This window comes from Halomonas urumqiensis (genome assembly GCF_003028575.1).
GTDB lineage: Bacteria > Pseudomonadota > Gammaproteobacteria > Pseudomonadales > Halomonadaceae > Halomonas > Halomonas urumqiensis.
This window is the reverse complement of sequence record NZ_PYUD01000002.1, coordinates 424270-449726: the sequence shown is the minus strand read 5'-3', so window position 1 is coordinate 449726 and position 25457 is coordinate 424270. Positions and strand designations below refer to the sequence as shown.

The 25457-nt window shown below is 64.6% G+C and carries 21 protein-coding genes; all 21 read right to left on the bottom strand.

The genetic code is table 11. From position 1 onward, the window contains the following. Positions 1 to 32 precede the first annotated feature (32 nt). On the bottom strand, positions 33 to 422 hold the full coding sequence (cheY, locus tag C6V82_RS09295) for a chemotaxis response regulator CheY (RefSeq protein ID WP_102587682.1): 390 nt from the start codon (positions 420 to 422) through the stop codon (positions 33 to 35). 75 nt (positions 423 to 497) lie between these two features. Further along, on the bottom strand, positions 498 to 2204 hold the full coding sequence (locus tag C6V82_RS09290) for a methyl-accepting chemotaxis protein (RefSeq protein ID WP_102587681.1): 1707 nt from the start codon (positions 2202 to 2204) through the stop codon (positions 498 to 500). Between the two features lie 194 nt (positions 2205 to 2398). Continuing rightward, positions 2399 to 3460, bottom strand: a complete 1062-nt coding sequence (locus tag C6V82_RS09285; RefSeq protein ID WP_102587680.1) for a protein-glutamate methylesterase/protein-glutamine glutaminase — start codon at positions 3458 to 3460, stop codon at positions 2399 to 2401. A gap of 147 nt (positions 3461 to 3607) precedes the next feature. Next, positions 3608 to 4459 carry a CheR family methyltransferase gene (locus C6V82_RS09280; protein ID WP_102587679.1) on the bottom strand — a complete coding sequence of 284 codons (852 nt, stop codon included), beginning with the start codon at positions 4457 to 4459 and terminating at the stop codon, positions 3608 to 3610. Between the two features lie 14 nt (positions 4460 to 4473). Further along, a complete protein-coding gene (locus C6V82_RS09275) occupies positions 4474 to 6657 on the bottom strand; it encodes a methyl-accepting chemotaxis protein (RefSeq protein ID WP_102587678.1) in 2184 nt (727 codons plus the stop codon). 67 nt (positions 6658 to 6724) lie between these two features. Further along, positions 6725 to 8353: a methyl-accepting chemotaxis protein gene (locus C6V82_RS09270; protein WP_102587677.1), complete on the bottom strand. Its 1629-nt coding sequence runs from the start codon at positions 8351 to 8353 to the stop codon at positions 6725 to 6727. Between the two features lie 63 nt (positions 8354 to 8416). Beyond that, positions 8417 to 8914, bottom strand: coding sequence for a chemotaxis protein CheW (cheW, locus tag C6V82_RS09265; RefSeq protein WP_102587676.1), 498 nt, complete (start codon positions 8912 to 8914; stop codon positions 8417 to 8419). After that, positions 8911 to 10965, bottom strand: a complete 2055-nt coding sequence (gene cheA, locus C6V82_RS09260) for a chemotaxis protein CheA (protein WP_102587675.1) — start codon at positions 10963 to 10965, stop codon at positions 8911 to 8913. The genes cheW and cheA overlap by 4 nt, the downstream gene beginning before the upstream one ends. Positions 10966 to 10984: 19 nt before the next feature. Beyond that, positions 10985 to 11947: a flagellar motor protein MotB gene (gene motB, locus C6V82_RS09255; RefSeq protein ID WP_102587674.1), complete on the bottom strand. Its 963-nt coding sequence runs from the start codon at positions 11945 to 11947 to the stop codon at positions 10985 to 10987. Then, a complete protein-coding gene (motA, locus tag C6V82_RS09250; protein ID WP_102587673.1) occupies positions 11944 to 12816 on the bottom strand; it encodes a flagellar motor stator protein MotA in 873 nt (290 codons plus the stop codon). Before motA ends, motB begins: the two co-directional genes overlap by 4 nt. Positions 12817 to 13071: 255 nt before the next feature. Then, a complete protein-coding gene (gene flhC / locus C6V82_RS09245; RefSeq protein WP_102587672.1) occupies positions 13072 to 13638 on the bottom strand; it encodes a flagellar transcriptional regulator FlhC in 567 nt (188 codons plus the stop codon). Positions 13639 to 13641: 3 nt separating this feature from the next. Next, entirely contained in the window at positions 13642 to 13977 is a 336-nt protein-coding gene (gene flhD / locus C6V82_RS09240; RefSeq protein ID WP_102587671.1) for a flagellar transcriptional regulator FlhD, read from the bottom strand. A gap of 336 nt (positions 13978 to 14313) precedes the next feature. Beyond that, the gene (locus C6V82_RS09235) at positions 14314 to 14595 is read right to left on the bottom strand and encodes an EscU/YscU/HrcU family type III secretion system export apparatus switch protein (protein WP_102587670.1); all 282 of its coding nucleotides are present in this window, start codon (positions 14593 to 14595) and stop codon (positions 14314 to 14316) included. Beyond that, positions 14595 to 16001, bottom strand: a complete 1407-nt coding sequence (gene fliK / locus C6V82_RS09230) for a flagellar hook-length control protein FliK (RefSeq protein ID WP_102587669.1) — start codon at positions 15999 to 16001, stop codon at positions 14595 to 14597. Before fliK ends, C6V82_RS09235 begins: the two co-directional genes overlap by 1 nt. Then, positions 15998 to 16414: a flagellar protein FliT gene (locus C6V82_RS09225; protein WP_102587668.1), complete on the bottom strand. Its 417-nt coding sequence runs from the start codon at positions 16412 to 16414 to the stop codon at positions 15998 to 16000. Before C6V82_RS09225 ends, fliK begins: the two co-directional genes overlap by 4 nt. A 2-nt stretch (positions 16415 to 16416) precedes the next feature. Continuing rightward, positions 16417 to 16836: a flagellar export chaperone FliS gene (gene fliS / locus C6V82_RS09220; RefSeq protein WP_102587786.1), complete on the bottom strand. Its 420-nt coding sequence runs from the start codon at positions 16834 to 16836 to the stop codon at positions 16417 to 16419. A 248-nt stretch (positions 16837 to 17084) separates the two neighbouring features. Next, complete coding sequence (locus C6V82_RS09215) at positions 17085 to 18767, bottom strand: PilZ domain-containing protein (RefSeq protein WP_102587667.1); 1683 nt, start codon at positions 18765 to 18767, stop codon at positions 17085 to 17087. A 103-nt stretch (positions 18768 to 18870) separates the two neighbouring features. Next, positions 18871 to 22365 carry a putative bifunctional diguanylate cyclase/phosphodiesterase gene (locus tag C6V82_RS09210; protein ID WP_102587666.1) on the bottom strand — a complete coding sequence of 1165 codons (3495 nt, stop codon included), beginning with the start codon at positions 22363 to 22365 and terminating at the stop codon, positions 18871 to 18873. A gap of 164 nt (positions 22366 to 22529) precedes the next feature. Continuing rightward, positions 22530 to 22751 carry a DUF2835 family protein gene (locus tag C6V82_RS09205; RefSeq protein WP_102587665.1) on the bottom strand — a complete coding sequence of 74 codons (222 nt, stop codon included), beginning with the start codon at positions 22749 to 22751 and terminating at the stop codon, positions 22530 to 22532. A 99-nt stretch (positions 22752 to 22850) separates the two neighbouring features. Beyond that, positions 22851 to 23486 carry a glutathione S-transferase family protein gene (locus tag C6V82_RS09200; protein WP_102587664.1) on the bottom strand — a complete coding sequence of 212 codons (636 nt, stop codon included), beginning with the start codon at positions 23484 to 23486 and terminating at the stop codon, positions 22851 to 22853. Between the two features lie 56 nt (positions 23487 to 23542). Then, a complete protein-coding gene (dxs, locus tag C6V82_RS09195) occupies positions 23543 to 25453 on the bottom strand; it encodes a 1-deoxy-D-xylulose-5-phosphate synthase (protein WP_102587663.1) in 1911 nt (636 codons plus the stop codon). Between the last annotated feature and the right edge of the window lie 4 nt (positions 25454 to 25457).

Here is a 25457-nt window from a genome sequence, read left to right as displayed (position 1 = left end):
TCGTGCCCACGCCAGGGCCTGACAAAAAGACGTCACCAACCCAGCTTTTCGAAGATCTTGTTGAGCTTCTCTTCCAGGGTGGCGGCGGTGAAGGGCTTGACCACATAGCCACTGGCGCCGGCCTGGGCCGCGGCGATGATGTTCTCCTTCTTGGCCTCGGCGGTGACCATCAGCACCGGCAGGTGCTTCAGGCCATCGTCGGCACGAATCTGCTTGAGCATGTCCAATCCATCGAGGTTTGGCATGTTCCAGTCGGAGACCACGAACTCGAAGCCCCCACCCTTGAGCTTGTTGAGGGCGTCCTGGCCATCCTCGGCCTCTTCGACGTTGGTGAAGCCAAGCTCCTTGAGCAGGCTGCGCACGATGCGCCGCATGGTCGGAAAATCATCCACTACCAGGATGCTCATGTTCTTGTCTGCCATAACGGTCCTCGATCCTCTCTGGTCGTTCATGGGCCGGTGGGCGCGGATGGCTCACCGGCCGGGTGTCGGGGGGCTTTAAAACTCTTCCCATTCATCTTCGACTACCGCCTCACGGCGGGGCGCCCGGCGCGGCGTCTCGGAAGACTCGAGCCGCTCGTGGGTGGCCGGCCTGGCGGCGGGCAGGGCAGGGGTTGGCTGGGCGGGGTTGGCACTGCCAGCGGGCATGCCGGAAAGACGAAACACCGCCACGGCCTGCTCCAGTCGGCTGGCCTGCTCCTCGAGCGAGGCCGCCGCCGCGGAGGCCTGCTGCACCAGTGCGGCATTCTGTTGCGTCACCTGATCCATCTGGCCGACCGCCTGGCTGACCTGCTCGATGCCGTCACTCTGTTCCTGGGATGCCGCCGATATCTCATCCATGATGTCGGTCACCCGGCGCACTGCGGAGACTACCTCTTGCATGGTGCCGCCAGCCTGTTCGACCAGCGTCGAGCCTTCCTGCACCTGGTTCACCGAGCCTTCGATCAGCGTCTTGATCTCGCGGGCCGCATCGGCGCTGCGGCTGGCCAGATTGCGAACCTCGCCCGCCACCACCGCGAAACCACGCCCCTGCTCGCCGGCACGCGCCGCCTCCACCGAGGCGTTGAGCGCCAGGATGTTGGTCTGGAAGGCGATGGAGTCGATCACCCCGGTGATGTCGGCGATCTTGCGCGAGCCCTCGGAGATGCCATGCATGGTCGTGACCACGCGCTCGACCACCTGGCCACCGCGCTCGGCGGTGGATGACGCCTCGAGCGCCAGGCCGCTGGCCTGGCGGGCGTTGTCGGCGTTCTGCTTCACGGTGGCGGTGAGCTCTTCCATGCTCGCCGCGGTCTGTTCGAGCGATGCGGCCTGCTGCTCGGTGCGCGAGGAGAGGTCGGCATTCCCGGACGCGATCTCGCGACTGCCGACGTGAATGGAATCACTGCTGGCGCGGACATTGCCGACGATACCGGTCAGGCTCTGCTGCATGTTGCGCATGGCACCGAACAGCTGGCTGATCTCGTTTCTGCCATAGACCTGGATCTCGCTCGTGAGGTCGGCCTTGGCAATCCGCTCGAGGGTCTCCACGGCGGTAGTCAGCGGTATCACCAGCAGGTGACGCAGCACCAGGTAGACCAAAAAGACCTGCACCACCACGACCCCCAGCATGCCCAGCTGGAAGACGGTGAACATCGCCGCCTGATCGCGATGGTTGCCGACCGTCTCCTCTACGCGCTCGCCGGCATAGTTGACGAATGCCTGAGCAGCGCTGCCCAGCGCCTCGGCGGGGGCGACCATGTCCTCGCGCAGCGCGGCGAAGCCACTGGTGTCCATGTAATCGAGGGTCTCGGCCTGTTCCCGCGCCAGCGCCAGCATGGCCTGGAAGTGCTCGATCACCTCGTCGGCCATGGCATCGCCCTGAGCCGTCTTGGGGGTATCGATGAAATTCTGGAAACGCGCTTCGGCGCGATCGAGTATGCCGGTGGCCTCAGAGTAGGCTTGCTTTGCCTCATCCATGCGCCCGACCATCATGTGGCCAAGACCCGCCTCGAGGCTGACGCGCCCGAGGTTGAGCAGGGTGTCGGCACGATTGAACTCGTTGAGCTGGCGGTCGCTGATCAGGCTGACCAGGTCGATGGTCTGATCGGCACTGCGGTTGGAGGTCACCGCCATGGCGGTGACCGCCATGAACAGCAACGTGAACAGGATGAGCATGCCGCTCACCACCAGGTTGAATCTCAGATTACGCAGAAGTCCCATCATGCAGGCGTTTCCTTGTTGGATATCGTGCCGGCTTGCGCGGAAGCCTTGTCATTTATCGGGCTCGTCTAGCCCAGTCCTTGCGTCCTTGCGTCCGTGGCCGGCGTCACGCTTGCCCGGACATGACACTGGTCCCTGCCTGGCGGCTCGACTTGCCAGCCACCATGTCCCTTCTTCACTTCATGCTTCGTATTCGTTCATACGCGTTGTGCGCGGCCCGAGGCCGCCACCAGCGACATCAGGCGTGGCGCGATGTCCTCGAGCGCCACCACCTCGCCGGCACCGCCCAGGGCGATCGCCTCGCGCGGCATGCCGAACACCACACAACTCGCTTCGTCCTGGGCAAGCGTTGGCGCACCGGCCTTACGCATTTCGACCAATCCGGCAGCGCCATCCTTGCCCATGCCGGTCAGCAGCACACCGATGGCATTGCGTCCGGCGTGGGTGGCGGCCGAGTGGAACAACACGTCCACCGAAGGGCGATGACGGTTGACCGGTGGCCCGTCGTCGAGCCGCGCCACGTAATTGGCGCCACTGCGGGCAAGCTTGAGGTGGGCATCGCCCGGGGCGATGTAGGCATGTCCAGGCAGCACCCGTTCGCCATCCTCGGCTTCCTTGACCTTGATCTGGCAGAGCCGGTCGAGGCGTTCGGCGAACGAGCGGGTAAATCCGCCCGGCATGTGCTGGGTGATCAGGATCGCCGGGCTACCCGCCGGCAGCGGTTCGAGCACGCGGCGAATCGCCTCGGTGCCGCCGGTGGAGGCGCCGATGATGACCAGCTTCTCGCTGGTCACCAGCGGTGCCTTGAGGCGAGCGGGTGGCGGTTCGTCACGACGCCGGGGCTTGTGCGGACGCGAGCGTGCCGCGGCGCGAATCTTCTCGGCGATCTCGGCGGCGTATTCGAGCATGCCGCTGCGGATACCCAGCGACGGCTTGGCGACGAAGTCCACGGCCCCCAGTTCCAGCGCGCGCAGGGTGATCTCGGAACCGGACTGGGTCAGCGAGGACACCATCAGCACCGGCATCGGGCGCAGCCGCATCAGCCGTTCGAGGAAATCCAGGCCATCCATGCGCGGCATTTCCACATCGAGAGTCAGCACGTCGGGGTTGTGTTGCTTGATCAGGTCACGCGCGACGATGGGGTCCGGCGCAACCGCCACCACTTCCATGTCGGGCTGGCTGTTGATGATCTCGCTGAGCAGGTCGCGAATCAGCGCCGAATCATCGACACACAGCACCTTTATACTGGCTGCACTCAAGGCAGGCCTCCTCTCCCTCAGGGCAAACCGGCCCCGAAGGGGGCCGGCTCGATATCCGGGTTATATTCAGCGTTATCGGCGCGGTGCCAGCGAACTTTAGCCGTGGAGGGGCGCGCAATACGCTTTATCGCGGCAGCTCGGACCCGCTCAGGCCCGGGTGTAGACCGTCTGCCCGCGCAGCCGGAAGGCCTTGCTGATATAGGAGAAGTTCTCGGAATGCCCGGCGAACAGCAGGCCATCCGGCTTGAGCAGCGGGGCAAAGCGCTCGAGTATCCGGGCCTGGGTGGACTTGTCGAAATAGATCATCACGTTGCGGCAGAAGATCGCATCGAATGGCCCCTGCAACGACCAGCGAGGCGCCAGCAGGTTGAGCGGCTGGAACTCGACCATCGCCATGATCTCCGGGCGAACCCGCGCCATGCCGGCCTGGCGTCCGGTACCTCGCTGGAAGAAGCGCTTGACGCGCGCCTCATCGAGCTTGTGTACCTGCTCCAGCGGATAGATGCCGGCGCTCGCCCGCGACAGGGCATCGGTATCGATGTCGGTGCTCACCACCCTTGCCTGCTGGGCCTGATCGCCAAGGGTCTCGGCCAGGGTCATGGCCAGCGAATAGGGCTCCTCGCCAGTCGACGCCGCGGCGCACCAGATGCGAATCGGGCCTGGCCTGCCGCGCACATGCTCGGCAAGCAGCGGGAAATGGTGGGATTCACGGAAGAAGGCCGTGAGGTTGGTGGTCAGGGCATTGGTGAAAGCTTCCCACTCCCTCGCCTCGGGCTGGCGCTCAAGACGCACCAGATAATCGCCGAAGCGGGTCAGGCCGTGGTGCCGCAGGCGCTTGGCCAGGCGGCTATAGACCATTTCCCGCTTGTGCTCGGCGAGCACGATGCCGGCGCGCTGGTAGATCAGCTCGCAGATACGCGTGAAGTCACCATCGGTCAGCTCCAGGTCCCGTTCCAGGCCCCCGGAGGATGACCAGCTGCCGGCCTTGAAGGCCGGCATGTCCCTGGATTCGTTCAAAACTCCTCCCACTCCTCGACGGCCGCCGGGCGTTGTGCCTTCGCCGCGCGCTGCGGTGCCGGCAGGCGCCCGGCATCACCCGCCGGCTTGTCATGCCCCCCCGGCTTTTCATGAACAAGCCCACGCCGCTCCTTGAGACTCGGCGCCCGCTCCTTGCCGGCACCACGCAGGCGGAAGGCCGCCACGGCGATCGCCAGAAGCTGCGTCTGATGCTCAAGCTCCGCCGCCGCCCTGGCGCTCTCCTGAACCCTGGCCGCATTCTGCTGGGTCACCTGGTCCATCTCGACAATGGCCTGATTGATCTGGCTGATACCGCCACTCTGCTCCTCGGAGGCGGCGGTGATCTCGCCCATGATGTCGTTGACGCGGCTGGTTGCTTCCACCACTTCCTCGATGGCGCCCTCGGCTTGCTTGACCACCGCGGCACCGGCACCGATCTCCCGGGAGGAGCCATCGATCAGTCCACGAATTTCCTTGGCGGCGTCGGCCGAGCGTCCGGCCAGGTTGCGCACTTCGCCGGCCACCACCGCGAAACCGCGTCCCTGCTCGCCGGCTCGCGCCGCTTCCACCGACGCGTTGAGCGCCAGGATGTTGGTCTGGAAGGCGATGGAGTCGATCACGTCGATGATCTCGGTCATCTTGCGCGAGCTCTCGGTAATACGGTTCATGGTCGCCACCACCTCATGCATCAGCTCACCGGTCTGACGAACGCGCTGGGTGTTTTCGGTGGCGAGCCCACCGGCCTGACGCGCGTTGTCGGTGTTCTGCTGCACGGTGGTGGTCATCTCCTCCATGCTCGAGGCGGTCTGCTGCAGCGACGCCGCCTGCTGTTCGGTGCGCGAGGAGAGATCGTCATTGCCACTGGAGATATCTCGTGCGGCCGGGGTCACCACCTCAATGCCGTTATGCACGTCAGTGACAATGCTGCCAAGGCTCTTGCGCATCACATCCAACGCGGCAAGCAAGCGGCCCACCTCGTCACGCCCTTGGGTCGGCACCTGGGCAGCCAGGTTGCCGGCGGCAATCTGCAGGGTGAAGGCCATCGCCTCTCGCAAGGGCCTTGCCACTGCACGCAGGGTCAACGCGCCAAGCAGCACCAGCAGCAGCAGACCCGCCGCCAGCACCGCCAGTTGCGCCATCAGCATCTGCTGCTGCCCCGCCTCGGCCGCCTCGGCCATGGCGGTAGCCGCCTGGCGCTTGTTCTCGATCAGCTCATTGACCGTCAGCACCAACGTCTCGGCATCCTCGAGCAACACCGGGGCATCGTCGTTGATCGCCATCATGGCGTCGAACGGCTCGCCGGTGAGCGACGCCGACATCGGCAGCAGCCCATCGCTGATGAAGGTATCAAGCGCCTCCCCGAACTCGCTGGTCTGCTCGGTCCGGTTGATCTCACGGGCGGTGTACTCGTCCCAGATCGACTCGAGGCGCGAGGCCGTGGTCTCCAGGAAGCCGGCATGCGCTTCGCGTTCATTGAGGATGTCCATGCGCTCCTGCCCGGAGAGGCTGCTGGGCGCTTCGCTGACCAGCTGGCCGATCCGCTGCAGGCGCACCACGTCTTCCAGGCCATCGCGGTTGAGCTCCACCAGGCGCTCGCCCGAGCTCTGCACGCCAAATAGCCCCATGCCGCCACTCGCCAGCAACAGCACGCCGGCCAACAGCACCATCAGGCTGATCCGCGCCCGGATGGAGCTCAAGTTGACCCTGGCCATGGCACCGCGCAGGCCACGCCGACGCAGCTGACCGCGCTCGAGCCGAAGGTGCTTGCCACGCCCCGCGCGGATCTCGGCGTAGGCCGCTTCGGCCGCGTCGATCGCCTCGCGACTGGCCTGGACACGTACCGAGGCATAGCCAACCAGCTCACCGTCCTCGATGATCGGCGTCACGCTGGCATCGACCCAGTAGTAATCACCATTCTTGCGGCGGTTCTTGACCAGCCCGCGCCAGCTCTCGCCGGCCGCCAGGGTGTCCCACAGGTTGGCGAAGGCCTCTGGCGGCATGTCGGGGTGTCGCACCAGGTTGTGCGGGGCGCCGATCAACTCCGCCTGGCTGAAACCACTGACCTCGGCGAAGGTCGGGTTGGCATAGGTGATCCGCCCCTTGAGGTCGGTGCGGGAAATCAGGAAATCTTCTTCCCGAAGGGTGTATTCCTGACGGGTGACAGGCTGGTTATCGCGCATGGTGTGTTCCCTGGTGCGATGTCATTGATGGTGGCGACGTGTTTGATCGGGCGACGTTCGGCGCCGCTCAGGCCTGGCTGAATCGCGTTGGCTGGTCACGTTCGCCGTGAGTCTCGAGTGCCAGCGGTTCGACGCTTGGCTGCCAGGTGGCCTGCCCCGCCACCCGGAAGCGTGCCACGTGTTCGCGCAGGCGCTGGCTCTGTTGGGCGAGACGCTGCGACGCTACGCTGTGCTCCTCGACCAGACCGGCATTCTGCTGGGTCATGCGATCCATCTGCGAGACGGCCTCGTTGACCTGCTCGATACCATGGCTCTGCTCGCGCGAGGCGGCGGATATCTCATCGACCAGGCTGCTGAGTTCGGTGATCTCGCGGGCGATACCGGCGATCAACTGGCCGGTCGTCTTGACCTGCTCGCCGCCCTCGACCACCTGGCGATCGGACGTTTCGATCAGCCCCTTGATCTCGCGTGCCGCCTCGGCGCTGCGGCTGGCCAGGTTGCGAACTTCCTCGGCGACCACCGCGAACCCGCGACCGTGCTCCCCGGCGCGCGCCGCCTCCACCGAGGCGTTGAGCGCCAGGATGTTGGTCTGGAAGGCGATGGCGTCGATGGTGTCGACGATGCTGGTCATCTGGCTGGCGCTCTCGTTGATCGCCGCCATGCTGCGCTCGACACCGCCCATCGCCTGACGTCCCTGCTCGGCGCTGGCAGCGGAGCTCGCGGCAAGCTGGCTGGCCTGCTCGCCATGCTCGGCGTTCTGTTTCACCGTGGCGGTCAGCTGCTCCATGCTCGTGGCCGTCTCGGCAAGCGAGGCCGCCTGCTGCTCGGTGCGGGTAGCCAGTTCGTCGTTGCCGGCACCCAGTTCTTCCACCGCGAAGCCGAATTCGTCGGCACTGCGGTGAATCTCACCGATGGTGTCGGCAAACGTGCCGCGCATGCGCTCGATGTCGTAGAGCAGGCTTGCGGTATCGCCACGGCCTAGATGCACTTCTCGGGTCAGGTCGCCGTCGGCGATGTGGCTCACCACCTCGCCGGCATAACGGGGGTCACCGCCAAGGCGGCGGTTGATTCCGCGAATCACCAGGCCCATCAGCACGGTGATGGGCAGGCCAATCGCCAGCAGCGCGACCAGGCTGCCAAGCAGCGATATCTGGAAGGCCTCGTCAATGTCATCGATGTAGACGCCGGTGCCGATCATCCACTCCCAGGGTGCGTAGTAGACGTTCAACGACGACTTCTCGCCCAGGCTGTCCTGCTCGGCATGGGCCCATAGATAGTCGACGACACCATCGCCCTGCTTGGCCGATTCGACGAACTCGCGGAACAGGTAGCGCTCTTCCTCGTTCTGGAAGTCACCCACAAAGGTGCCCTCCGGCAGCCTCGGATGCGCCAGCAGTTCATAGTCCTCATTGAAGACAAAGAAGTAGCCACGCCCCTCGTCGTAGCTCATGTCGCGGACCATGGCGGCGGCCACCCGCCGCGCCTCGGCCTCGTCGATCTCCCCCGCGTCCACGCGTGCCGCCTGGCCGGCGATGGCGTTCATCGCCATGTCGACATAGTCACCCAGGGCAGCCTTGCGCTCCGCCAGCATGGTCTGGCGATTATCCCAGGCCCCCCAGCCCGCCAGACTCAGCATGGCAAGCCAGATGATGCCAACCAGCCCCCACAGCCTCGCGCTCGTTGAAAGTCCCGTCATGCGTCCCTCGATCGTCTTTGTCATCGCTTGCGTTGTTATCGTGCTTGCCGGTGCACTGGCGGCTCAGTCAGCGGCGTGCTCCACCAGCGCCATTTCTTCGCTGGTCAGCAGGCGATCGATGTCCACCAGCACCAGCATGCGGTCGTCGAGGCTGCCAAGGCCGCTCAGGTAGTCGGAGGAGAGGGTCACGCCGAATTCCGGCGCCGGCTTGATCTGTTCGGGCGTCAACGTCATCACGTCGGAGACGCCATCCACCACGATGCCCACCACCCGGTCGGCGACATTGACCACGATCACTACCGTCTGGCCGCCATATTCGACGCTTGAGAGGCGGAACTTGATGCGCAGATCGACGATCGGCACGATCACCCCGCGCAGGTTGGTCACGCCCTTGATGAAATCAGGCGCGTTGGCAATCCGCGTGACGTTCTCGTAGCCACGGATCTCCTGCACCTTGAGGATGTCGATGGCGTACTCCTCGTCACCCAGCGAGAACACCAGGAATTCACGGTTTTGCTCTTCGGCGGCAGACAGCGCGGCCTGGGCATTGAGTTGGCTCATGGGGTTTCAATCTCCTTGCGGTCGTGCGGGACATCACTGATGGGCTTGGGCTCGGCGCGCTTGCCGCCGCGCGCTTCTTTCTTGGTACGAACGAGACGGTGGAGGCCGGCGATGTCGAGGATAAGTGCCACGCTGCCGTCACCCAGGATGGTCGCCGCGGACACACCAGGCACCTTGCGGTAATTGGTTTCCAGGTTCTTCACCACCACCTGCTGCTGTCCGATCAGATCATCCACCAGCAGCGCATAGCGGCGACCCTCACCCTGGACGATCACCGCGATCGACTCGGTGGGCTCGGTACGCGCATCCGCCACGTCCAGCGCCTCGTGCACGGCCACCACCGGCAGGTACTCGTCGCGAACCTTGAGTACCACGTCGTCACCCGCCATGGCATACAGGTCTTCGCGCCTTGGTTGCAGCGACTCCAGCACCGTGGAGAGCGGCAGGATGAACATCTCGCGACCGACCTTGATCGACATGCCGTCGAGAATCGCCAGGGTCAGCGGCAGCACGATACGGGTGGTGGTGCCCTGCCCCGGTCGGGACAGGATCTCGACATGTCCACCCATGCCCTGGATGTTGCGCTTGACCACGTCCATGCCTACCCCGCGGCCGGAGACGTCACTGACCTCCTTGGCGGTGGAGAAGCCAGGCGCGAAGATCAGTTGCCACACCTCGTCGTCGCTCATGGTGTCGGAAACCGCCAGGCCACTTTCACGGGCCTTGGCGAGCAGGCGCTCGCGGTCGAGACCGGCGCCATCGTCGATCACTTCGATGAGGATGCTGCCGCCCTGGTGCTGCGCGGAAAGGGTCAACCGGCCGGTGCCTGGCTTGCCCGCCGCCGCGCGCGCCTCGGGCGTTTCGATGCCATGGTCCAGGCTGTTGCGCACCAGGTGGGTGAGCGGGTCGATGATGCGCTCGGTGAGGCTCTTGTCGAGTTCGGTGGACTCGCCCTCGGTGACAAGCTCGACATCCTTGCCGAGCTTGCTGGCCAGGTCGCGCACCAGCCGCGGATAGCGACTGAACACATAGTCCATCGGCACCATGCGAATCGACATCACCGCTTCCTGGAGGTCACGGGCATTGCGTTGCAACAGGCTCATGCCGTTGAGCAGCGACCCATTGGTCACGCCTTCCAGTTCGCTCGCGGTCTGATCAAGCATCGACTGGGTGATGATCAGCTCGCCCACCAGGTTGATGATCTGGTCGACCTTGTCCACCGAGACACGGATCGACGTGGATTCGCCCGCCGGCTTGCTCTTCTGGCGGGGTGAATTGGGGACAGACCCCAATTCCGCCTGCGATGAATTGGCGGAATTGGTGGGCGGGGAATTGGGGTCAGAATTGGGGTCTGTCCCCAATTCCACCGCCACCTGGGTGACTTCGATCTGCCCGGGCTCGATGATGAAGCACATCACCGCCTCGATATCATCGGCACTGGCGGTGGTCTCGAGCGTCACCTCGAAGCGCGTGTCATCGCCGGACTCGCCACGTACCTCGCCGAGCTGGGCGAGCTCTTCCACCAGCAGGGTACGGTTCTCCTTGTCGACACCGAGCAGCGCCACGAGCAGCAGGCCGGAATCGGGGACAGACCCCGATTCCTCCAATTCCTCAACTGGTGATCCCGCATCCTGTGCGGAATCGGGGTCTGTCCCCGATTCCCCCAACTCCTCCAGGGCCAACTGCTGCAGCGTCTTGCAGATTCGCTCGAAGGCCTCTCGGTCGGGCGCCTCGTCGTTGCGATAGGCGTTGAGCTGGTCGTGCAGCATGTCCTTGGTTTCCAGAAAGAGGTCGACGATGTCACGTCGCAGGCGCAGTTCGCCGCGTCGCGTGTGGTCGAGCAGGTTCTCGAAGATGTGCGTGGTCTTCTGCAGCACGTCGAAGCCGAAGGTACCGGCACCCCCCTTGATGGAGTGAGCCGCACGAAAGATGGCGTTGAGCTGTTCTGTGTCCGGCGCCTCGACATCGAGCTCGAGAAGATGCCGCTCCATGTCGGCCAGCAACTCCTCGGCTTCCTCGAAGAAGGTGTCGTAGAAATCCGTGATATCCATCCGTTTTCCCGCTCGTGGTTTATTGACGGGCCGCGGCCCCCGATTCACTGCCCAAGGCCTGCCGCAGGTTCTCCTGGAAGGCCACCACTGACGCCAGGTCGACGTCGCTTGGCCGTGGCCCAAGCGACGCCCCACCCTCGGCGATCAGCGCCGGGTCGCGGATCTGCTCACTGACCCGGGGAAACAACACCAGAAGCTCGATTCGCCGGTTGGCGGGATCCAGCGAGTCGGCCTCGGGCAGCGGCACGCGGTCGGCGAAGCCGGATACCCGGAGCAGCTTGCTGGAATCCAGCCCACCGGCCACCAGCTCGCGCCGCGAGGCGTTGGCCCGATCATTGGAGAGTTCCCAGTTGCTGTAACCGCGATAGCCCCCGGCGTAGGGCATGCTGTCGGTGTGGCCGGCGATGCTGAGGTCATTGGGCAGCTCGTTGAGCAACGGCGAGATGGTGCGCAGCAGGCCACGCATGTAAGACGCCACCCTGTCGCTGCCGAGGTCGAACATTGGCCGCTGCTCGGTATCGAGAAGCTGGATGCGCAGCCCCTCCCGGGTCATGTCGAAGCGCATCTGCGAACGCAGGTGGCGCAGCTCCGGATCCGCTTGAATCGCCGTCTCGATGCGCCGCTGCAGGTTCGAGAAGACCAGGCGTTGCACGTCACTCGGCCGGGTCTGAGTACGCATGTCGATACGCGCGCGCTCGCCCTCGGCGTGAACCGGGTCGGGGCCACCACCGGGGATCACGCTGGCGCTCGACGACGAGCGATCACCGCCGGTAATGGCGGTGACCAGTGGCGTGCGAAAATACTCCGCCACGCCCTCACGCTGCTCAGGACTTGCCGCCGAGAGAATCCACATCACCAGAAACAACGCCATCAGCGCGGTCATGAAGTCGGCCAGGGCGATCTTCCAGCTGCCGCCATGGTGGCGATGAACGACCTTCTTGCGCCGAATGATGATCGGACGTCTTTCGCCTGCCGCACTCATGTGCTGCCCGCACCCGACTTGGCGTTACGCACGTACTCCTCGAGTTCGCTGAATCCGGGACGTTCGGCGGAGTGCAGTGCCTTGCGCCCGAACTCCACCGCCAGTTGCGGCGCGTAGCCATGCAGGCTTGCCAGCAAGGTCACGCGTATGCACTGCAGCATCTTCTCGGCTTCCTTTGCCTGCCGCTCAAGCCGGCTGGCCAGCGGATTGATGAAGCCATAGCCCATCAGGATGCCAAGGAAGGTGCCGACCAGGGCATGGGCGATCATCACCCCCATCTCATCGGGACTGGCATCGGCGGTGCTCAACGCCTTCACCACCCCCATGACCGCCGCGACGATGCCGAAAGCCGGCATGGCATCGCCTACCTTGGCGATGGCATCAGTGGGAATGTGCGCTTCCTGCTCGAACGCCTCAATCTCGTGCAGCATCAGCTCGTCGAGCTCCATGGGCTCCATGCTGCCGCTGACCATGAGACGCAGGTAATCGGTGAGAAAATTCATGATCATCGGGTCGGAGAGCACCTTGGGATGCTCATTGAACAATGGGCTCTCCTGGGGGGTGTCGATGTCGCGCTCGATACCCAGCATGCCTTCGCGGCGAATCTTCGAGAGCAGCTTGTACTGCAACGCCATCAGTTCCATGTACAACGCCTTGTCGTACTTGTTGGAACGACGCAGCTTGGGAAAGATGCGGAAGGTCGCCTTGATGGCCTTGCCATTGTTGGCGGCGATGAAAGCCCCCACACCGGCACCGCCGATCATCAGGAACTCGGTGGGCTGGAACAGGGGCCCCAGGCTGCCGCCGGCCAGCACGAAGCCACCGAACACACAGAGCAGAACGACGATATATCCAAGGGGTATCAGCACAGCCGGAATCCTTTGCTCACCAGTGACTTTCGTCGGCGCTTACCGATGCGTCGGGCAAGCGACTCGCGTTGTCGAAATCTCAATGGTGGTATCGGCAGCGGTGCGGCGGACTTGAGTCATCCGGCGTAAAAACCGGCGGGGGCTTTCGTCACATGACCACGCCCCTTGGCGGGACGAAGTGGGAGGCATCACGGAAAGAAACGCCGTGGCCAGGCGCTGACAGAAGTGGGCAGCCCGGCGGGCTTGCCCGGGCCATCAGGCCTGATGGCGCAGCGGTGTGGTGGCGGCAGAGGCGATGCGGGGCTTGCTCTTGCGTGTCTTGCCGGCGCGGGACGGTGGCTGACATATCCCGCAGACATAATCATGCATGGGGCTATGGGCATGGGCCACGAAATGACCCGCACAGCGCGTGCAGCGGGAAAGCTGCAGCAGGTCGCTCTCGAAGAAGCGGATCAGTGTCCAGGCCCGGGTCAGCCCCAGCACCGTCTCGGCACTGTCGAGCTGCACCTGCTCCTGGTAGAGACGGAAGGCCCGCACGAACGCCTCCATCCGCTCACAGCCCTGATCCTCGCGCATGCGCAGATAGATGTTGTAGAACAGCGACGAGTGGACGTTGGGCAGCCAGGTGATGAACCAGTCGGCCGAGAACGGCAACATGCCCTTGGGCGGCGACATGCCACGCACTTCCTTGTACAGCTTGATGAGCTTGGCACGGCTGATCTCGGTCTCGGTCTCGAGCACCTGAAGGCGAGCACCCAGTTCGATCAGCTCAATGGCCAATTGCACCTGGTGCATCTCGTTGACGAGGCTTTTGTGTGACATCGCTCAACTCCCCTGGGGCACGAATGCGCCATTCTGGCCAGGCCGGGAGGCCATCAGCAAGGAAGCATGGAAGCGCGACAGGCCCTGTTCTCGCTGATTGTGGGTCACCTGGCGAAGCTGGTCGGCGCCTGCATGGCCGAAGTGGCACAGCAACTGGTTGGTCCGTGCAAGCTGCGCCAGCTGCCGAGCGCCAAGCGACAGCAGCAGCTCAGCCATTTCGTCATCGATCTTGAGACGAAACATCGCCGTGGCACGATCATCACCCAGCATCCGCTGAGCCAGTAGCAGGTAGGCGAGATTGAGTTCTTCGATCTCGTCCAGAAGGTTTGAGTTGTCCATGGTTCCCTGATCTTCTTTATCGCGACGCTGGGCGCCACTCTTTGTTTTGCGGTCGAATACATGAAGAGATTGTGAACAATCGAGGCGCGGATGCAATACCCGCCGGGGATCGCCAGTGCCGCGGAGAAAATTGACACCGGTCAAATAGTAAAAAAAGATGAGTTAAATCATTATTCTGGTGCGATAAAAGCCCAACTGTGTCGAAATTAAGACAAATTTTACTTTGGTATTTTTCAATTACACAACATAAAATTACAATAAATTGCACAGATAACAGCCAGTCACGAGACCGATCTACAATCTCACGTATCCAAAGCCAACGTGCGGGGGAGGGAGTCACCCATTGCGGGGCTCTTCGGCTATCTCGCGCACCCACAGCAACAGCTCGGCGATCACCTGATAGAGCTGGGGAGGAACACGCTCATCCAGGTCGAGCCCCATCAACAGGCTGACGAGCTCCGGGGCATCGTGTACATGTATGCCCTGCCGTCGCGCTTCAGCCATGATCCGCTCGGCAAGCTCGCCATAGCCCTTGGCGATGAGATGCGGCGCGTCATCCCCCTCGTGATAGGCGAGCGCCACTACCCGGCGTCGCTTGTCCGGCCTGGTGTCGTCCACTACCCGCTCTCCTGGGTTGCCACTACCCTGGCCCGCACATCGGCAAGGCCATTGCCCTTGAGCCGGCTCACCAGGCGCGGCAAGCCATTTTCCAGCTCACGCTGGATCACCACGTCATGCGCCGAGAGATTCAGGTCCAGCCTTTCACCACGCAACCAGAGGTTGACCCCGACCCGGCCAAACCCGTCGACGTCGAGGGTCATCTCGGAACGCCAGCCCTGCTTCTCCCGCTCATCATTCTGGTCACCCTGCTCGCCCTGCCCCTCTCGCTCGGGCTGGGGAAAAGGCATCACCAGGGCCATGAAAATGCCCGTCCAGACATCCCCCTCCCAACGCAGCACCGGTGTCACCAGCATTTCCAACTGATGACGCACAATCCCCTGGAGGCTCTCATGGATGGGCTCGCGCACCACACGCAGGGCGCCTTCGGCCAGTGCCGCGCGCGACTCCTGGGCAGCCGCCCCCTCTCGTGTCTCGCCGCCAGTCTGGCCGCTTACGGGTGTCGCCGGTGAGGACAGTGGGGAGGGTGGGGAGGGTGAGGCAGCGCCGGACCCCGGCGCTGCATGACTGCCGGCGCCTGGCGGCAAGTTGCCGGGGCGATGATTTCCAGGGTCGCTGCCAACATGCCCATGGGTGACAGGGCCGGGGATGACAGGGCCGGGGTTGCCAACTCCCATGCGCAGCCCATCCGGCGCCGGGGGCGTGGCCACCAGCATGGCTCGCGCAAGCCCGGGACCCGCCACGTTCGTGTCGTGCCGCATGGCGGTTGCCACCGCCTGCCCCGGGAAGCCCCCCGGCGCCATCTGGCGGTTGCCGGATGCCGCCATCGTCCCCCACCCCACCACGTGGAGAGGCGAGGAGGCGTCACGCCCCGCGGGAGCCGGCGTGAAGGTCAGCGTGCGCCACATCTGTGGCTCGCGCTGCAACTGTTCGCGGGGCATCTCGCCACGGTACCAGCGCGCCAGATGAGCTTCGTAGAACAAGCCGCTATCCCGCACACTGCCTTGCAGACGCTCGGCCAACTGGGCGGGGGCCGGTGACTGCCCCGCCGCCACCAATGGCAGCGGCGGCTTGACGACCGACGGCGGAGCCGGGAATCGCAGCAGCAGGTCGGCGATGGAGCGTGCGGAAGCGGTGAGGTGCAGCTGGGTGGACGGTGGCGCATCACCCGCGGACCTGGCCATCGGCATCTGGCCATCCGCCTGGCGTTGCGCGGGCGCCGATGCCGGCAGAATCAACTGCCTGGCACGCGCATCGAGCCGCGAATCGCTGTGCAGGGCGCGCGGCGCATCGGCGGCCGACATCGGGCGAACCGGTTCATTGAGGTCGCGCGGTGGCGGCGTATCGACCCGCTTGCCGAGCACCTGGTGCATCAGCGTGTCGATCAAGGGGTTGATGCCGCTCACGGCGCCTTCTTGGGAGCGCGCCGATCATCCATGGTGATTACCTCGGGTGCCTTCTGCGGGCCATAGGCCCGTGACAGCGCCAGTGTCTGCCGCGAACTGCCGATCAGCGTGGCAAGTGCCTCGCGCCGCTCGAGCAATCGTTCGCGGATCTCGAGATCCTGGGCCAGGATACGCTCCAGCAGATCGGCCTTGCGGCTGGCCTCGGCGGCATCCAGGGGGAGCTCGGCCTCCCGCCGGCGCAGACGCTCCACATCGACCACATAGCCGGTTTCCTGGCCGATCAACGCTTCCCAATCGGCCGCACGGGCGGCATCGAGCATGCGCGACGAGCGAGCCAGCAAGGCTTCGTAGGCCTCGAGCAGCGCGGCCGACGAGGATGGCTCGTGGCGCTGCAGCTGGTGATGATGAGACATGCTTACTCCCCCGTGGCCTGGCCGCCGATCTCGCGCCAGGCAGATGCCACGTCGTCGAGCAGCGTCTCGGCCTGGTCCAGGCTCTGCTGGTCATTGTGCCGATTCGCGGCAAGCAGCAGTCGCGAAATGTAATCGTAGAGCGACGCCAGACGACCGGCGATCTCCCCACCCCGCTCGGCGTCAAGCGCCGCCATCAGGCCATTGTTGACAATATCCAGCGCCTTGGAAATCGCCTTGCCCTTCTCGGCGACATTGCCGGCCTGCATGTGGATACGAGCCGCCCGGATCGAGGCCTGGGCGCCATCGAACAGCAGCACGATCAGCTGATGGGGGCTTGCCGACATCACACTGCTTTCCACACCGACCCGGGCATAGGCGCCGGCCCCGCGCGCGTAGGCTGCCGCTCCTCGCATGGCACTCATGGTCATCTCACTCCTGTTCCTGGCAATCGTGTCGGCCTTGGCCGGATAGTCTCTTGCAGCGGCTACCATCATTATTGAAGGTGATGACGATGCCATCCATTCTGACAGGCCTGCTCACGCCACGTTGCAGCGAATAACCCGACCCTTGCCACGTAATTCCAGTTATCGGCGAGCCATGCGCCAACTTTAGTGCCGGTGTCGATCCGGGTGCCGGCGCTTCAGGTGGAGGCCCTTCAGGTGGAGGCCCTTCAGGTGGAAAGGGGAATTTCCTCGACGATTCGACCAAGCCTAGCCAGCCGTTCATCGCGCACGACCTGTCCCAGCGAATCATCGGGCGGCTTGATCGATTCACAGCGCTGGACCTGGGCGGGTGCGCCCTTGTCATCGAGACGCTGAACCCACCCAAGTTCTCCTCCTTCAAAGCGCACCAGCGAGCCGATCGGCACCAGCCCGAAATGGGTGATATAGCGCTTCACCCAGCGCTGGTCGAACTGCTCTGGATGACCGAGCAGATGCCGGTAGATCTCGGCGACCCTCCAGGCCGGGCGGTCCTGGCAGTCTCGGCGCATGGCATCCACGGTATCCACCACCATGGCCAGTCGGGTCAGTTCACCGAGTGATTCGCCTGTGAGCCCAAGGGGATAGCCGCTCCCATCCAGACGCTCGTTGATACGCTCTACCAGCGACTGCACGACGCTGCTGGAGAGCCATTGGCAACTGGCCAGGCGTGGCAGCAATAGCTCGACATGGGAAGCCAGCTTGCCACGTCGCGGAGCATCCATCGACGCGGACGCCATCACTTCCTCCGGCAACAGCGACTCGCCAAGGTCATGCACCATGCCGCAGGCCACCACCGCCTTGCGCACATCACGCGGCATCGAGGCGGTCGCCGAGATATCCAGCAAGTGCACCGCCACCGCCAGCCCGCGGCGCACCGGCAGCGGCTCGCGCAGCATGCAGCGGGTGGCGAACAGCGTCGCTTCGCGGTCCTCGTCGTGCAGGGTCAGCAACCGGTCGGCATGGCGCGAGAGCTGCACGCTGTCGAAGTCGCTGCCACGCTGAAGCTCCAGCAACTGGCCATCGAGATAACCCGCCACCCTGGCCATGCGCCTGGCCATCGGCGTGGCATGCGCCTGGACATAGCGGCGCCCCACCGAGGGCGACAGCGTAACGGGATACTGGAAGAGCGGAGAAGGCTGCAAGGTGGCGTCTGCGTCGCTGGCCTGGCGGGTCGATTCGCGCTCGATCTCGCGCACGAAAACCCATAGCTGACGCTCCTGGTCGCCGCTTAGCGTCACGAACTGGAACCCCACCTTGATGGTCTGGCGCTCGGTATCCACGACATGATGCCGCGGGGTACCGAGCACCACGGCGCGGGCGCCATTGGGGAAGCAAAGCTCCAACTCCAGCGGCATCGGGCTTGCCAGCTGGCTCGCCGAGGTGATCGGCAACTCGACCTGACACCCCTCGAGAGAGAGATCCTTGAGGTCACCCTGGAGATGCAGGTCGGCACCATTGGCCCTGACGATCACGCCGACTTCCATGCCAAGCCGCAGCCGAGCCCGAAACGACTCGCGGCGCTGCAGCACCTCGAGCGCCAGCGGGTAAGCGCTGTGGCACAACAAGCGACCGTCTCTGTCGTGGCACTCGCTCATCACCAGCGGTGGCGAGCGCAGCATCTTGTCGCGTGACTGTCCCATCAAGCGAAACGCCTTGCCCCGCTTTAGCTCACCGGCGACCTCGCGAATGGCGGAAATGTCGAGCAGCAAGCTCTCGCCAGGGTGCTGCTCGGCCACCAGCACCGGCAGCGGCTTGCCCTGGTCATCCTCCAGTTGCAGCGAGGCACCACCCGGCTGGCTCAAGCTCTCGAGCAGTGTCTCGATCTCAACCGGATTATCGACCCGGGTGTAGCCATCCTGGGGTTGCGTCATCCCTGCCTCGCGTCCGACATATGATCATTGGCTCATGAGCTATCGGCCGAATGCACATGAACTTTAACCACTGGCGGTGAGCACGGCTCGCAGGCGTGTCGCCTCAGGCCGGTTGACGACGATTGATGAACGCGATGAGCCGGTCGAGCGGCATCGGGCGGGCCAGCAGGAAGCCCTGGAAGATGTCGCAGCCATACTCGGTGAGACGCTGATGCTGGTCGTGGGTCTCGATCCCCTCGGCCACCACCTCGAGCCCCAGGTGATGGGCCATGGAGATAATGCCCTGGACGATGGCGGCATCATGGCCACTGGTGGTCACGTCGTTGATGAAGCTGCGATCGATCTTGACCTTGCTGATCGGCAGGTGGCGCAGGTAACTCAAGCTCGAGAAGCCGGTGCCGAAGTCATCGATGGACACACCGACCTGCATGCTGCGCAGCGCATGCAGGATGTCGATGGCCAACTCGGTATCGTTCATCAGAATGCCCTCCGTCAGCTCGAGCTCCAGCATGTCCGGCGCCAGGCCCGTCTGCTGCAGGGTCTGGCGCAGGTTGGTGAGAAAGTTGGTGCGGTGGAACTGCAACGGTGACAGGTTCACCGAGACCCGCAAGCGGGCGACCCCCTGGTCCGCCAGGCTCACCATGTCGCGACAGGCTCGCTCCAGTACCCAGCGGCTGATCGGCATGATCTGGCCGGTCGACTCGGCCAGGGGAATGAACACCGCCGGCGAAATATAGCCCTTCTCGTGATGTTTCCAGCGCAGCAATGCCTCGACACCGCAGACCTCCCCATGGCGGTCGATCAGCGGCTGATAATGCAGCTCGAACCGCTCGTTCTCGATGGCCTCCTGCAGGTCGTTGCGCAACGAGACCCGCTCGCCGAGCCGGTCGGTGATCTCGCGGGTGAACCACTGGTAGGCGTTGCGGCCCTGCTGCTTGGCCTGGTACATGGCCATGTCGGCCTGCTGGATCAGCTCCTGGGGCTCGGTCATCTCGGGCGTGCTGACGGCGATGCCCACGCTGCACGTCAGGTGCAGCTCGTGGCACTTGATGGTGTACGGCCGCGCCACTACCGGCAGCAGGCGCTCGACCACTTCGAGGGTCTGCTCCTCATGGTGAAGTTCCGGCAACAGGATCACGAACTCGTCGCCACCGAGTCTGGCCACCGTATCGCCGGCCCGCACCACGCTTTTCAACCGCCTGGCGACCTCCACCAGCAACTGGTCGCCCACCGCGTGGCCCAGAGTGTCGTTGATGGGCTTGAAATCGTCGAGGTCAACGAACAGGACCGCCAGCAGGTCGGAATGGCGCTTGGCCAGGGCGAAATCGTGGGCCAGTCGATCCTCGAACAGGGTCCGATTGACCAACCCGGTCAAGGCATCATGGCTGGCATGGTAGGCCAGGCGCGCCTCGTAGGCCTTGTGCTCGGAAATATCGTGCTGCACCGCCACGTAGTGGGTCACCACGCCGTCGCCGTCACGCACCGGCGAAATGTATAGATCATTCCAGAACGGGCTGCCATCGCGGCGGTAGTTGCACAGGGTGACGTGCACTTCCTGGTGCCTCGCCAGGTGATCACGAATGATGCGCACCGCCTCGGGGTCGGTGTCGTCGCCCTGCAGGAAGCGGCAGTTGCGACCCATTACCTCGGCCTCGGTGTAGCCGGTCATCGCCATGAACGCGGGGTTGGCATAGATGATCGGCATGTCACCGCGGAGCGCATCGGCCACCACCACGCCATTCACGCTGGCCTCCACGCTGCGTTCGAGCAGGCGCAGGCGGGTCTCCTGGGCACGCCGCTCGGTGACATCCTTGGCGATGCCATACACCCCACGCACCTGTCCATCGACGATGATCGGCAGGTTGAGCAGATCGAGGGTGTGGCGATTACCGTCACGGTCGACGATCTCCAGCTCGTAGTGGGGAATCTCCCCTCGGCTTGCCGCCTCGAAGTAGCCCTGGATGCGTGGCATTTCGTGGGGGTGCACGAAGGTCGCGAAGTGCAGGCCGATGATTTCCTCGATGCCATAGCCGGTGATCTGGCTGCAGGTGCGGTTGGCCGCGACGAAATGCCCGCTCAGATCCAGCGAGAACACCGCATCGGGGTGGTAGGCGAACAGCGAACGGTAGCGCTGCTCGCTCTCCCACAACGTCTGGCGTGCCTCGACGAGTGCCCTCGAGCGGGCCATGACCAGGTTTACCAGCCCCAGGCTGAAGGCCAGCAGCCAGCTCAACGTCAACCCCGCCGACGCCACCCCGGTAGGCATCAGGCTTGCAAGCAGCAACCCACGTTGCGAGGCGGGGTAGGCCTCGACGGTCAGCATCACGCCGCCGGGTAAGCCAATATGGCGGCGTGACAGCAGGTGAGGAATGAGCGGCTGGTTCTCGGCCTGGTACCCGGGCTGCTGAAACTCGGTCATCGGCTCGCCGCGCCGGCTCACCACCACACGCAAGGCGCCCATCTGCACACGCAACTGCGAGGAAAGCAGCTGTGATATATCGAGCATGGTCACCAGTTGCTGCTGGTGGCTTGGCACGCCGATCACCATCAGCGCCATGCCGGGCGTGTCGGCCTCTGGCACCATCATGCGTGGCGAGTCAAAGGGCATGGCCAGCCAGTCGCCCACCACGGGATCGCTGAGTTGGGCGCCCAACCAGCGCCAGTCGTCATTGTCGCGCGCCCACCCCCACTGCCAGCGGTTGTCGCTGTCCAGCAGGCCGATCGCCTGAAGGCTGCTGGCATCCTCCAGATAACTCTGCACGTCGCGGTCGAGTACGCGTTGCTCGAGTTGCCCCTCGGCGGCATCGAGGCGCTGGGCCATGCGCCGCATCAGGGTCAGCCTGGATGCCATCACTTGCTCGGCATTGAGCTGGATGTTGTCGATCAGTTGTTCGGCCTCGTGATGCAGGGCCTGCTCCTGTTGCCAGCTGAGCATGAACCAGGCCAGGCTGCTGATGGCCACGCCAGCAAGCGATGCCATCACCACCAGCCGCCCCAGAAACAGCTTGTAGTGCTGCTCGGAGGTTCGGCTTCCGGCCACCAGCATGGCCGCACCAAACAGCAACGCCAACAGCACCACGACCACTGGTGAGGAGCTGAATAGATGTTGAACATAAGGACTTTGCGGCGCCAGCAGCCAGCCAAGTGCCACCAACACGCCGACAAGGCAGAGCAGCACACCGCTGGCCAGCCACAGCATGCGACGGCGAGGGGTGCAGGTACCCAGCATCAGGCAGCTCGACACCAGGATCAGCAACACCGCCGCGGGCGAGGTGATGCGCAGGCCACCGGCAAGCCACGATTCACCGACCTGGCTGCCGCCGGCCAGGTGATTGTGCGCCAGCGAGTAAAGGCCCAGCGCCACCAAGGCGCCCCCCGCCAGCCAACGCAGGCGGGTGCAGCCCTGCAGCATCGCCATCAGGCTGATGCCGCCCAGCAGTACCGCCAGGTAGCCATCGGGCACCAGCAGCACATACAGGGGGGAGTGAAGGTCTGCCACCATCCCCACCCCGAGCCCCGAAAGGCCGACGATGATAAAGGTGGAGGCCACCATCAGCAGCAGCGTGTCGAACGCCAGGTAGTGAGTCTTGATCGCCATGACACGCACCCTCCCTGCTGGCGTATGGCGCTTCTCGGGCTCGGTGGATGGGGCCCTCCCGATGCCGGCGCCACTCATCGCTATCGGCCCAGGCACGCTGATCTTGAATGAGGCCTTGAATGAGAGCCTTGAAGGCGCACCTCGAGCCTGTCACGCCAGGCAGCTCACCCGAGCCTCTGGATCGAGATAAAACGCCCGGCGTCACTGAAGCACAATCGGTAGATGCCTCTCACCCCATCACGTGTCACTACCCGGCGCAATGCCTCGGCGGGAAAAACCACGCGACGCCCATCCAGACTGCGCGCGATCACCTGGCCCGCCCGGCCTTCATAGTGGGCAAGGCAGGCCTCGCGGGAGAGGTCGATCGCAAGATCGATGCTTGGCATGTCGGTCAGGAAACCCTTGGCAAGCGCCAGGCAGGCGTTTCAAGAAGGCAGGCGTTTCGTGCAGGCAAGCGTGCCGCTATACACAGTGCTCGCCATGCTTCAGGCCCGGGAGGACTCGGCAGCCTGGCGCTCACGCTCAACCGCCCGGGCCAATGCCGGGCGCGCCTGGCAGCGCTGGCGATACGCCTCGAGGTCATCGGGCAGGCGGTGCTTGAACATCACCGCCCAGCTCAGGGTATGGGCGACCATCAGGTCGGCCAGGGTGAAGTGCGACCCGACCAGCCAATCACGCTCCGCCAGCCGCGACTGCAGGACCGAAAGCGCGCGCTGGAATTCCCAGGCGGCAGTGGGCAGCACGGCGGGCACGCGCTTGTCGCGCGGGAGGGCGAACTTGTGCTTGCCCTGGGTCCACAGTGGCTGCTCCAGTTCGCCAACGACGAAGAACAGCCATTGGTCGACGAGTGCCCGCTCGGCGGCGGCGGCAGGCAACAGGTGGCCAGGTTCGCCGTGGCGCTCGGCAAGGTAGCGGCAAATTGCCCCCGACTCGAACAGCGTGAGGTCGTCTTCCTGAATGGCCGGCACCTTGCCATCGGGGTGGCGGGCCAGATGCTCGGCCGCGCGCCCCTGTCCGGCGGCGAGATCGACATGCTGGCAGGCGTACTCGAGGCCCAGCTCTTCAAGTGTCCAGGCGACTCGCAGCGAGCGCGACGAGGGAAAACTGTAGAGGGTGATCATCTACTGACTCCGCATAGGCTAAGGATGGCGTAGGCCGCCCCGATCCCCCCTTGCCATCAGGGCAATCGGGCACGAATCGACGTCTCGACACCGTCGGCATCGAGTCCACAGTCGCCGAGCAGCTCGGCGGGCTTGCCATGCTCGACGAACGCATCGGGCAGGCCGAGATTGAGCACCTCCACCCGCACGCCTTCCGCCATCAGCAACTCATTGACGGCGCTGCCGGCGCCACCGGCCACCACGTTCTCCTCCAGGGTCACCAACAGGTCGTGTTCGTCGGCGGCATCGAGTACGACCTCGCGGTCCAGCGGCTTGATGCTGCGCATGTTGAGGTGGCTGGCATCCAGCCGTTCGGCGACCTCGGCGGCGACACCATTCAGGCTGCCGAAGGCCAACAGCGCCACCCGCGGGCCTTCGGCCCCACCGCGACGGCGGCGCTGGGCACGGCCGATCTCCAGCGGTTCCAGGTGGGCGGGAATCTCGACCCCGGGGCCGGTGCCACGCGGGTAGCGCACCGCGGCCGGTCCTGGATGATGGTAGGCGGCGCTGAGCATGGCCCGGCATTCGGCTTCGTCGGCCGGCGCCAGGATCACCATGCCGGGCACGCAGCGCAGGAAGGAGAGATCCATGCTGCCATGGTGGGTGGGGCCATCCTCCCCAACGACCCCAGCGCGATCGATGGCGAAGGTGACATCGAGCTGCTGCACCGCCACGTCATGGATGAGCTGATCGTAGCCGCGCTGCAGGAAGGTCGAATAGATCGCCACCACCGGTTTCATGTCCTCGCAGGCCATGCCCGCGGCCAGGGTCACCGCGTGCTGCTCGGCGATCGCCACGTCGTAGTAGCGATCGGGGTATTCCTTCGAGAAGCGAATCAGGTCCGAGCCCTCGCGCATCGCCGGGGTGATGCCGATCAGCCGCTCGTCGACCGCCGCCATGTCGCACAGCCAGTCGCCGAAGACGTTGCAGTATTTCTTTTTAGGCTTCGGCGGCGGCGTGGAGGGCTTCAGCGGCGGCGGGGTGTCGCCGTTCTTCTCCAGCTTGGTGATGGCGTGATAGCCGATGGGGTCGGCTTCGGCGGGCAGGAAGCCACGCCCCTTGCGGGTCTTCACGTGCAGGAACTGGGGGCCTTCGAGGTCACGCATGCTGCGCAGGGTCTGCAACAGCAGCGGCAAGTCGTGCCCATCGATGGGACCGATGTAGTTGAAGCCCATCTCCTCGAACAGCGTGGCGGGGCTCACCATGCCCTTCATGTGCTCCTCGGTGCGCCGCGCCAGCTCCAGCGCACCCGGCAGGTGTGACAACACCTTCTTGCCGCCCTCGCGCATGGTGGTGTAGGGCTTGCTGACCAGGATGCGTGCCAGATAACTGGCAATGCCGCCGACGTTTTCGGAGATCGACATCTCGTTGTCGTTGAGTATCACCAGCAGGTTGGCATCCACGTGGCCGGCATGCGCCAGCGCCTCGAAAGCCATGCCGGCGGTCAGCGCCCCATCACCGATCACCGCACAGACCCGGCGCTTCTCGCCACGCGTGCGGGCGGCCAGCGCCATGCCAAGCGCCGCCGAGATCGACGTACTGGAATGGCCGACCCCGAACGTATCGAAGGATGACTCGGCACGGCGCGGAAAGGCCGCCAGGCCACCGTACTGCCGGATGCCGGTCATCGCCTGGCGTCGCCCGGTCAGTATCTTGTGCGGGTAAGCCTGGTGGCCGACATCCCACACCAGCCGGTCGTACGGGGTTTCCAGCGCCTGATGCAGCGCCACGGTGAGCTCCACTACGCCGAGACCGGCACCGAAATGCCCGCCGGAAACACCCACGCTGTAGAGCAGGTAGGCGCGCAGTTCATCGGCCACCTGCATCAACTGGGGGGTGGACATCGCGCGCAACGCGCCCGGGGTGTCCAGAGAGTCGAGCAGGGGCGTCACCGGACGCTCGACGGGAATATCTTCGAACAGCTTCATGTGG

Bases quoted from the DNA above. Each gene is read 5' to 3' on its own strand.
- cheY (WP_102587682.1), bottom strand. From the start codon at position 422: ATGGCAGACAAGAACATGAGCATCCTGGTAGTGGATGATTTTCCGACC.
- C6V82_RS09290 (WP_102587681.1), bottom strand. From the start codon at position 2,204: ATGATGGGACTTCTGCGTAATCTGAGATTCAACCTGGTGGTGAGCGGC.
- C6V82_RS09280 (WP_102587679.1), bottom strand. From the start codon at position 4,459: ATGCCGGCCTTCAAGGCCGGCAGCTGGTCATCCTCCGGGGGCCTGGAA.
- C6V82_RS09275 (WP_102587678.1), bottom strand. From the start codon at position 6,657: ATGCGCGATAACCAGCCTGTCACCCGTCAGGAATACACCCTTCGGGAA.
- C6V82_RS09270 (WP_102587677.1), bottom strand. From the start codon at position 8,353: ATGACGGGACTTTCAACGAGCGCGAGGCTGTGGGGGCTGGTTGGCATC.
- cheW (WP_102587676.1), bottom strand. From the start codon at position 8,914: ATGAGCCAACTCAATGCCCAGGCCGCGCTGTCTGCCGCCGAAGAGCAA.
- cheA (WP_102587675.1), bottom strand. From the start codon at position 10,965: ATGGATATCACGGATTTCTACGACACCTTCTTCGAGGAAGCCGAGGAG.
- motB (WP_102587674.1), bottom strand. From the start codon at position 11,947: ATGAGTGCGGCAGGCGAAAGACGTCCGATCATCATTCGGCGCAAGAAG.
- flhC (WP_102587672.1), bottom strand. From the start codon at position 13,638: ATGTCACACAAAAGCCTCGTCAACGAGATGCACCAGGTGCAATTGGCC.
- flhD (WP_102587671.1), bottom strand. From the start codon at position 13,977: ATGGACAACTCAAACCTTCTGGACGAGATCGAAGAACTCAATCTCGCC.
- C6V82_RS09225 (WP_102587668.1), bottom strand. From the start codon at position 16,414: ATGTCTCATCATCACCAGCTGCAGCGCCACGAGCCATCCTCGTCGGCC.
- fliS (WP_102587786.1), bottom strand. From the start codon at position 16,836: ATGAGTGCCATGCGAGGAGCGGCAGCCTACGCGCGCGGGGCCGGCGCC.
- C6V82_RS09215 (WP_102587667.1), bottom strand. From the start codon at position 18,767: ATGACGCAACCCCAGGATGGCTACACCCGGGTCGATAATCCGGTTGAG.
- C6V82_RS09210 (WP_102587666.1), bottom strand. From the start codon at position 22,365: ATGGCGATCAAGACTCACTACCTGGCGTTCGACACGCTGCTGCTGATG.
- C6V82_RS09205 (WP_102587665.1), bottom strand. From the start codon at position 22,751: ATGCCAAGCATCGATCTTGCGATCGACCTCTCCCGCGAGGCCTGCCTT.
- C6V82_RS09200 (WP_102587664.1), bottom strand. From the start codon at position 23,486: ATGATCACCCTCTACAGTTTTCCCTCGTCGCGCTCGCTGCGAGTCGCC.
- dxs (WP_102587663.1), bottom strand. From the start codon at position 25,453: ATGAAGCTGTTCGAAGATATTCCCGTCGAGCGTCCGGTGACGCCCCTG.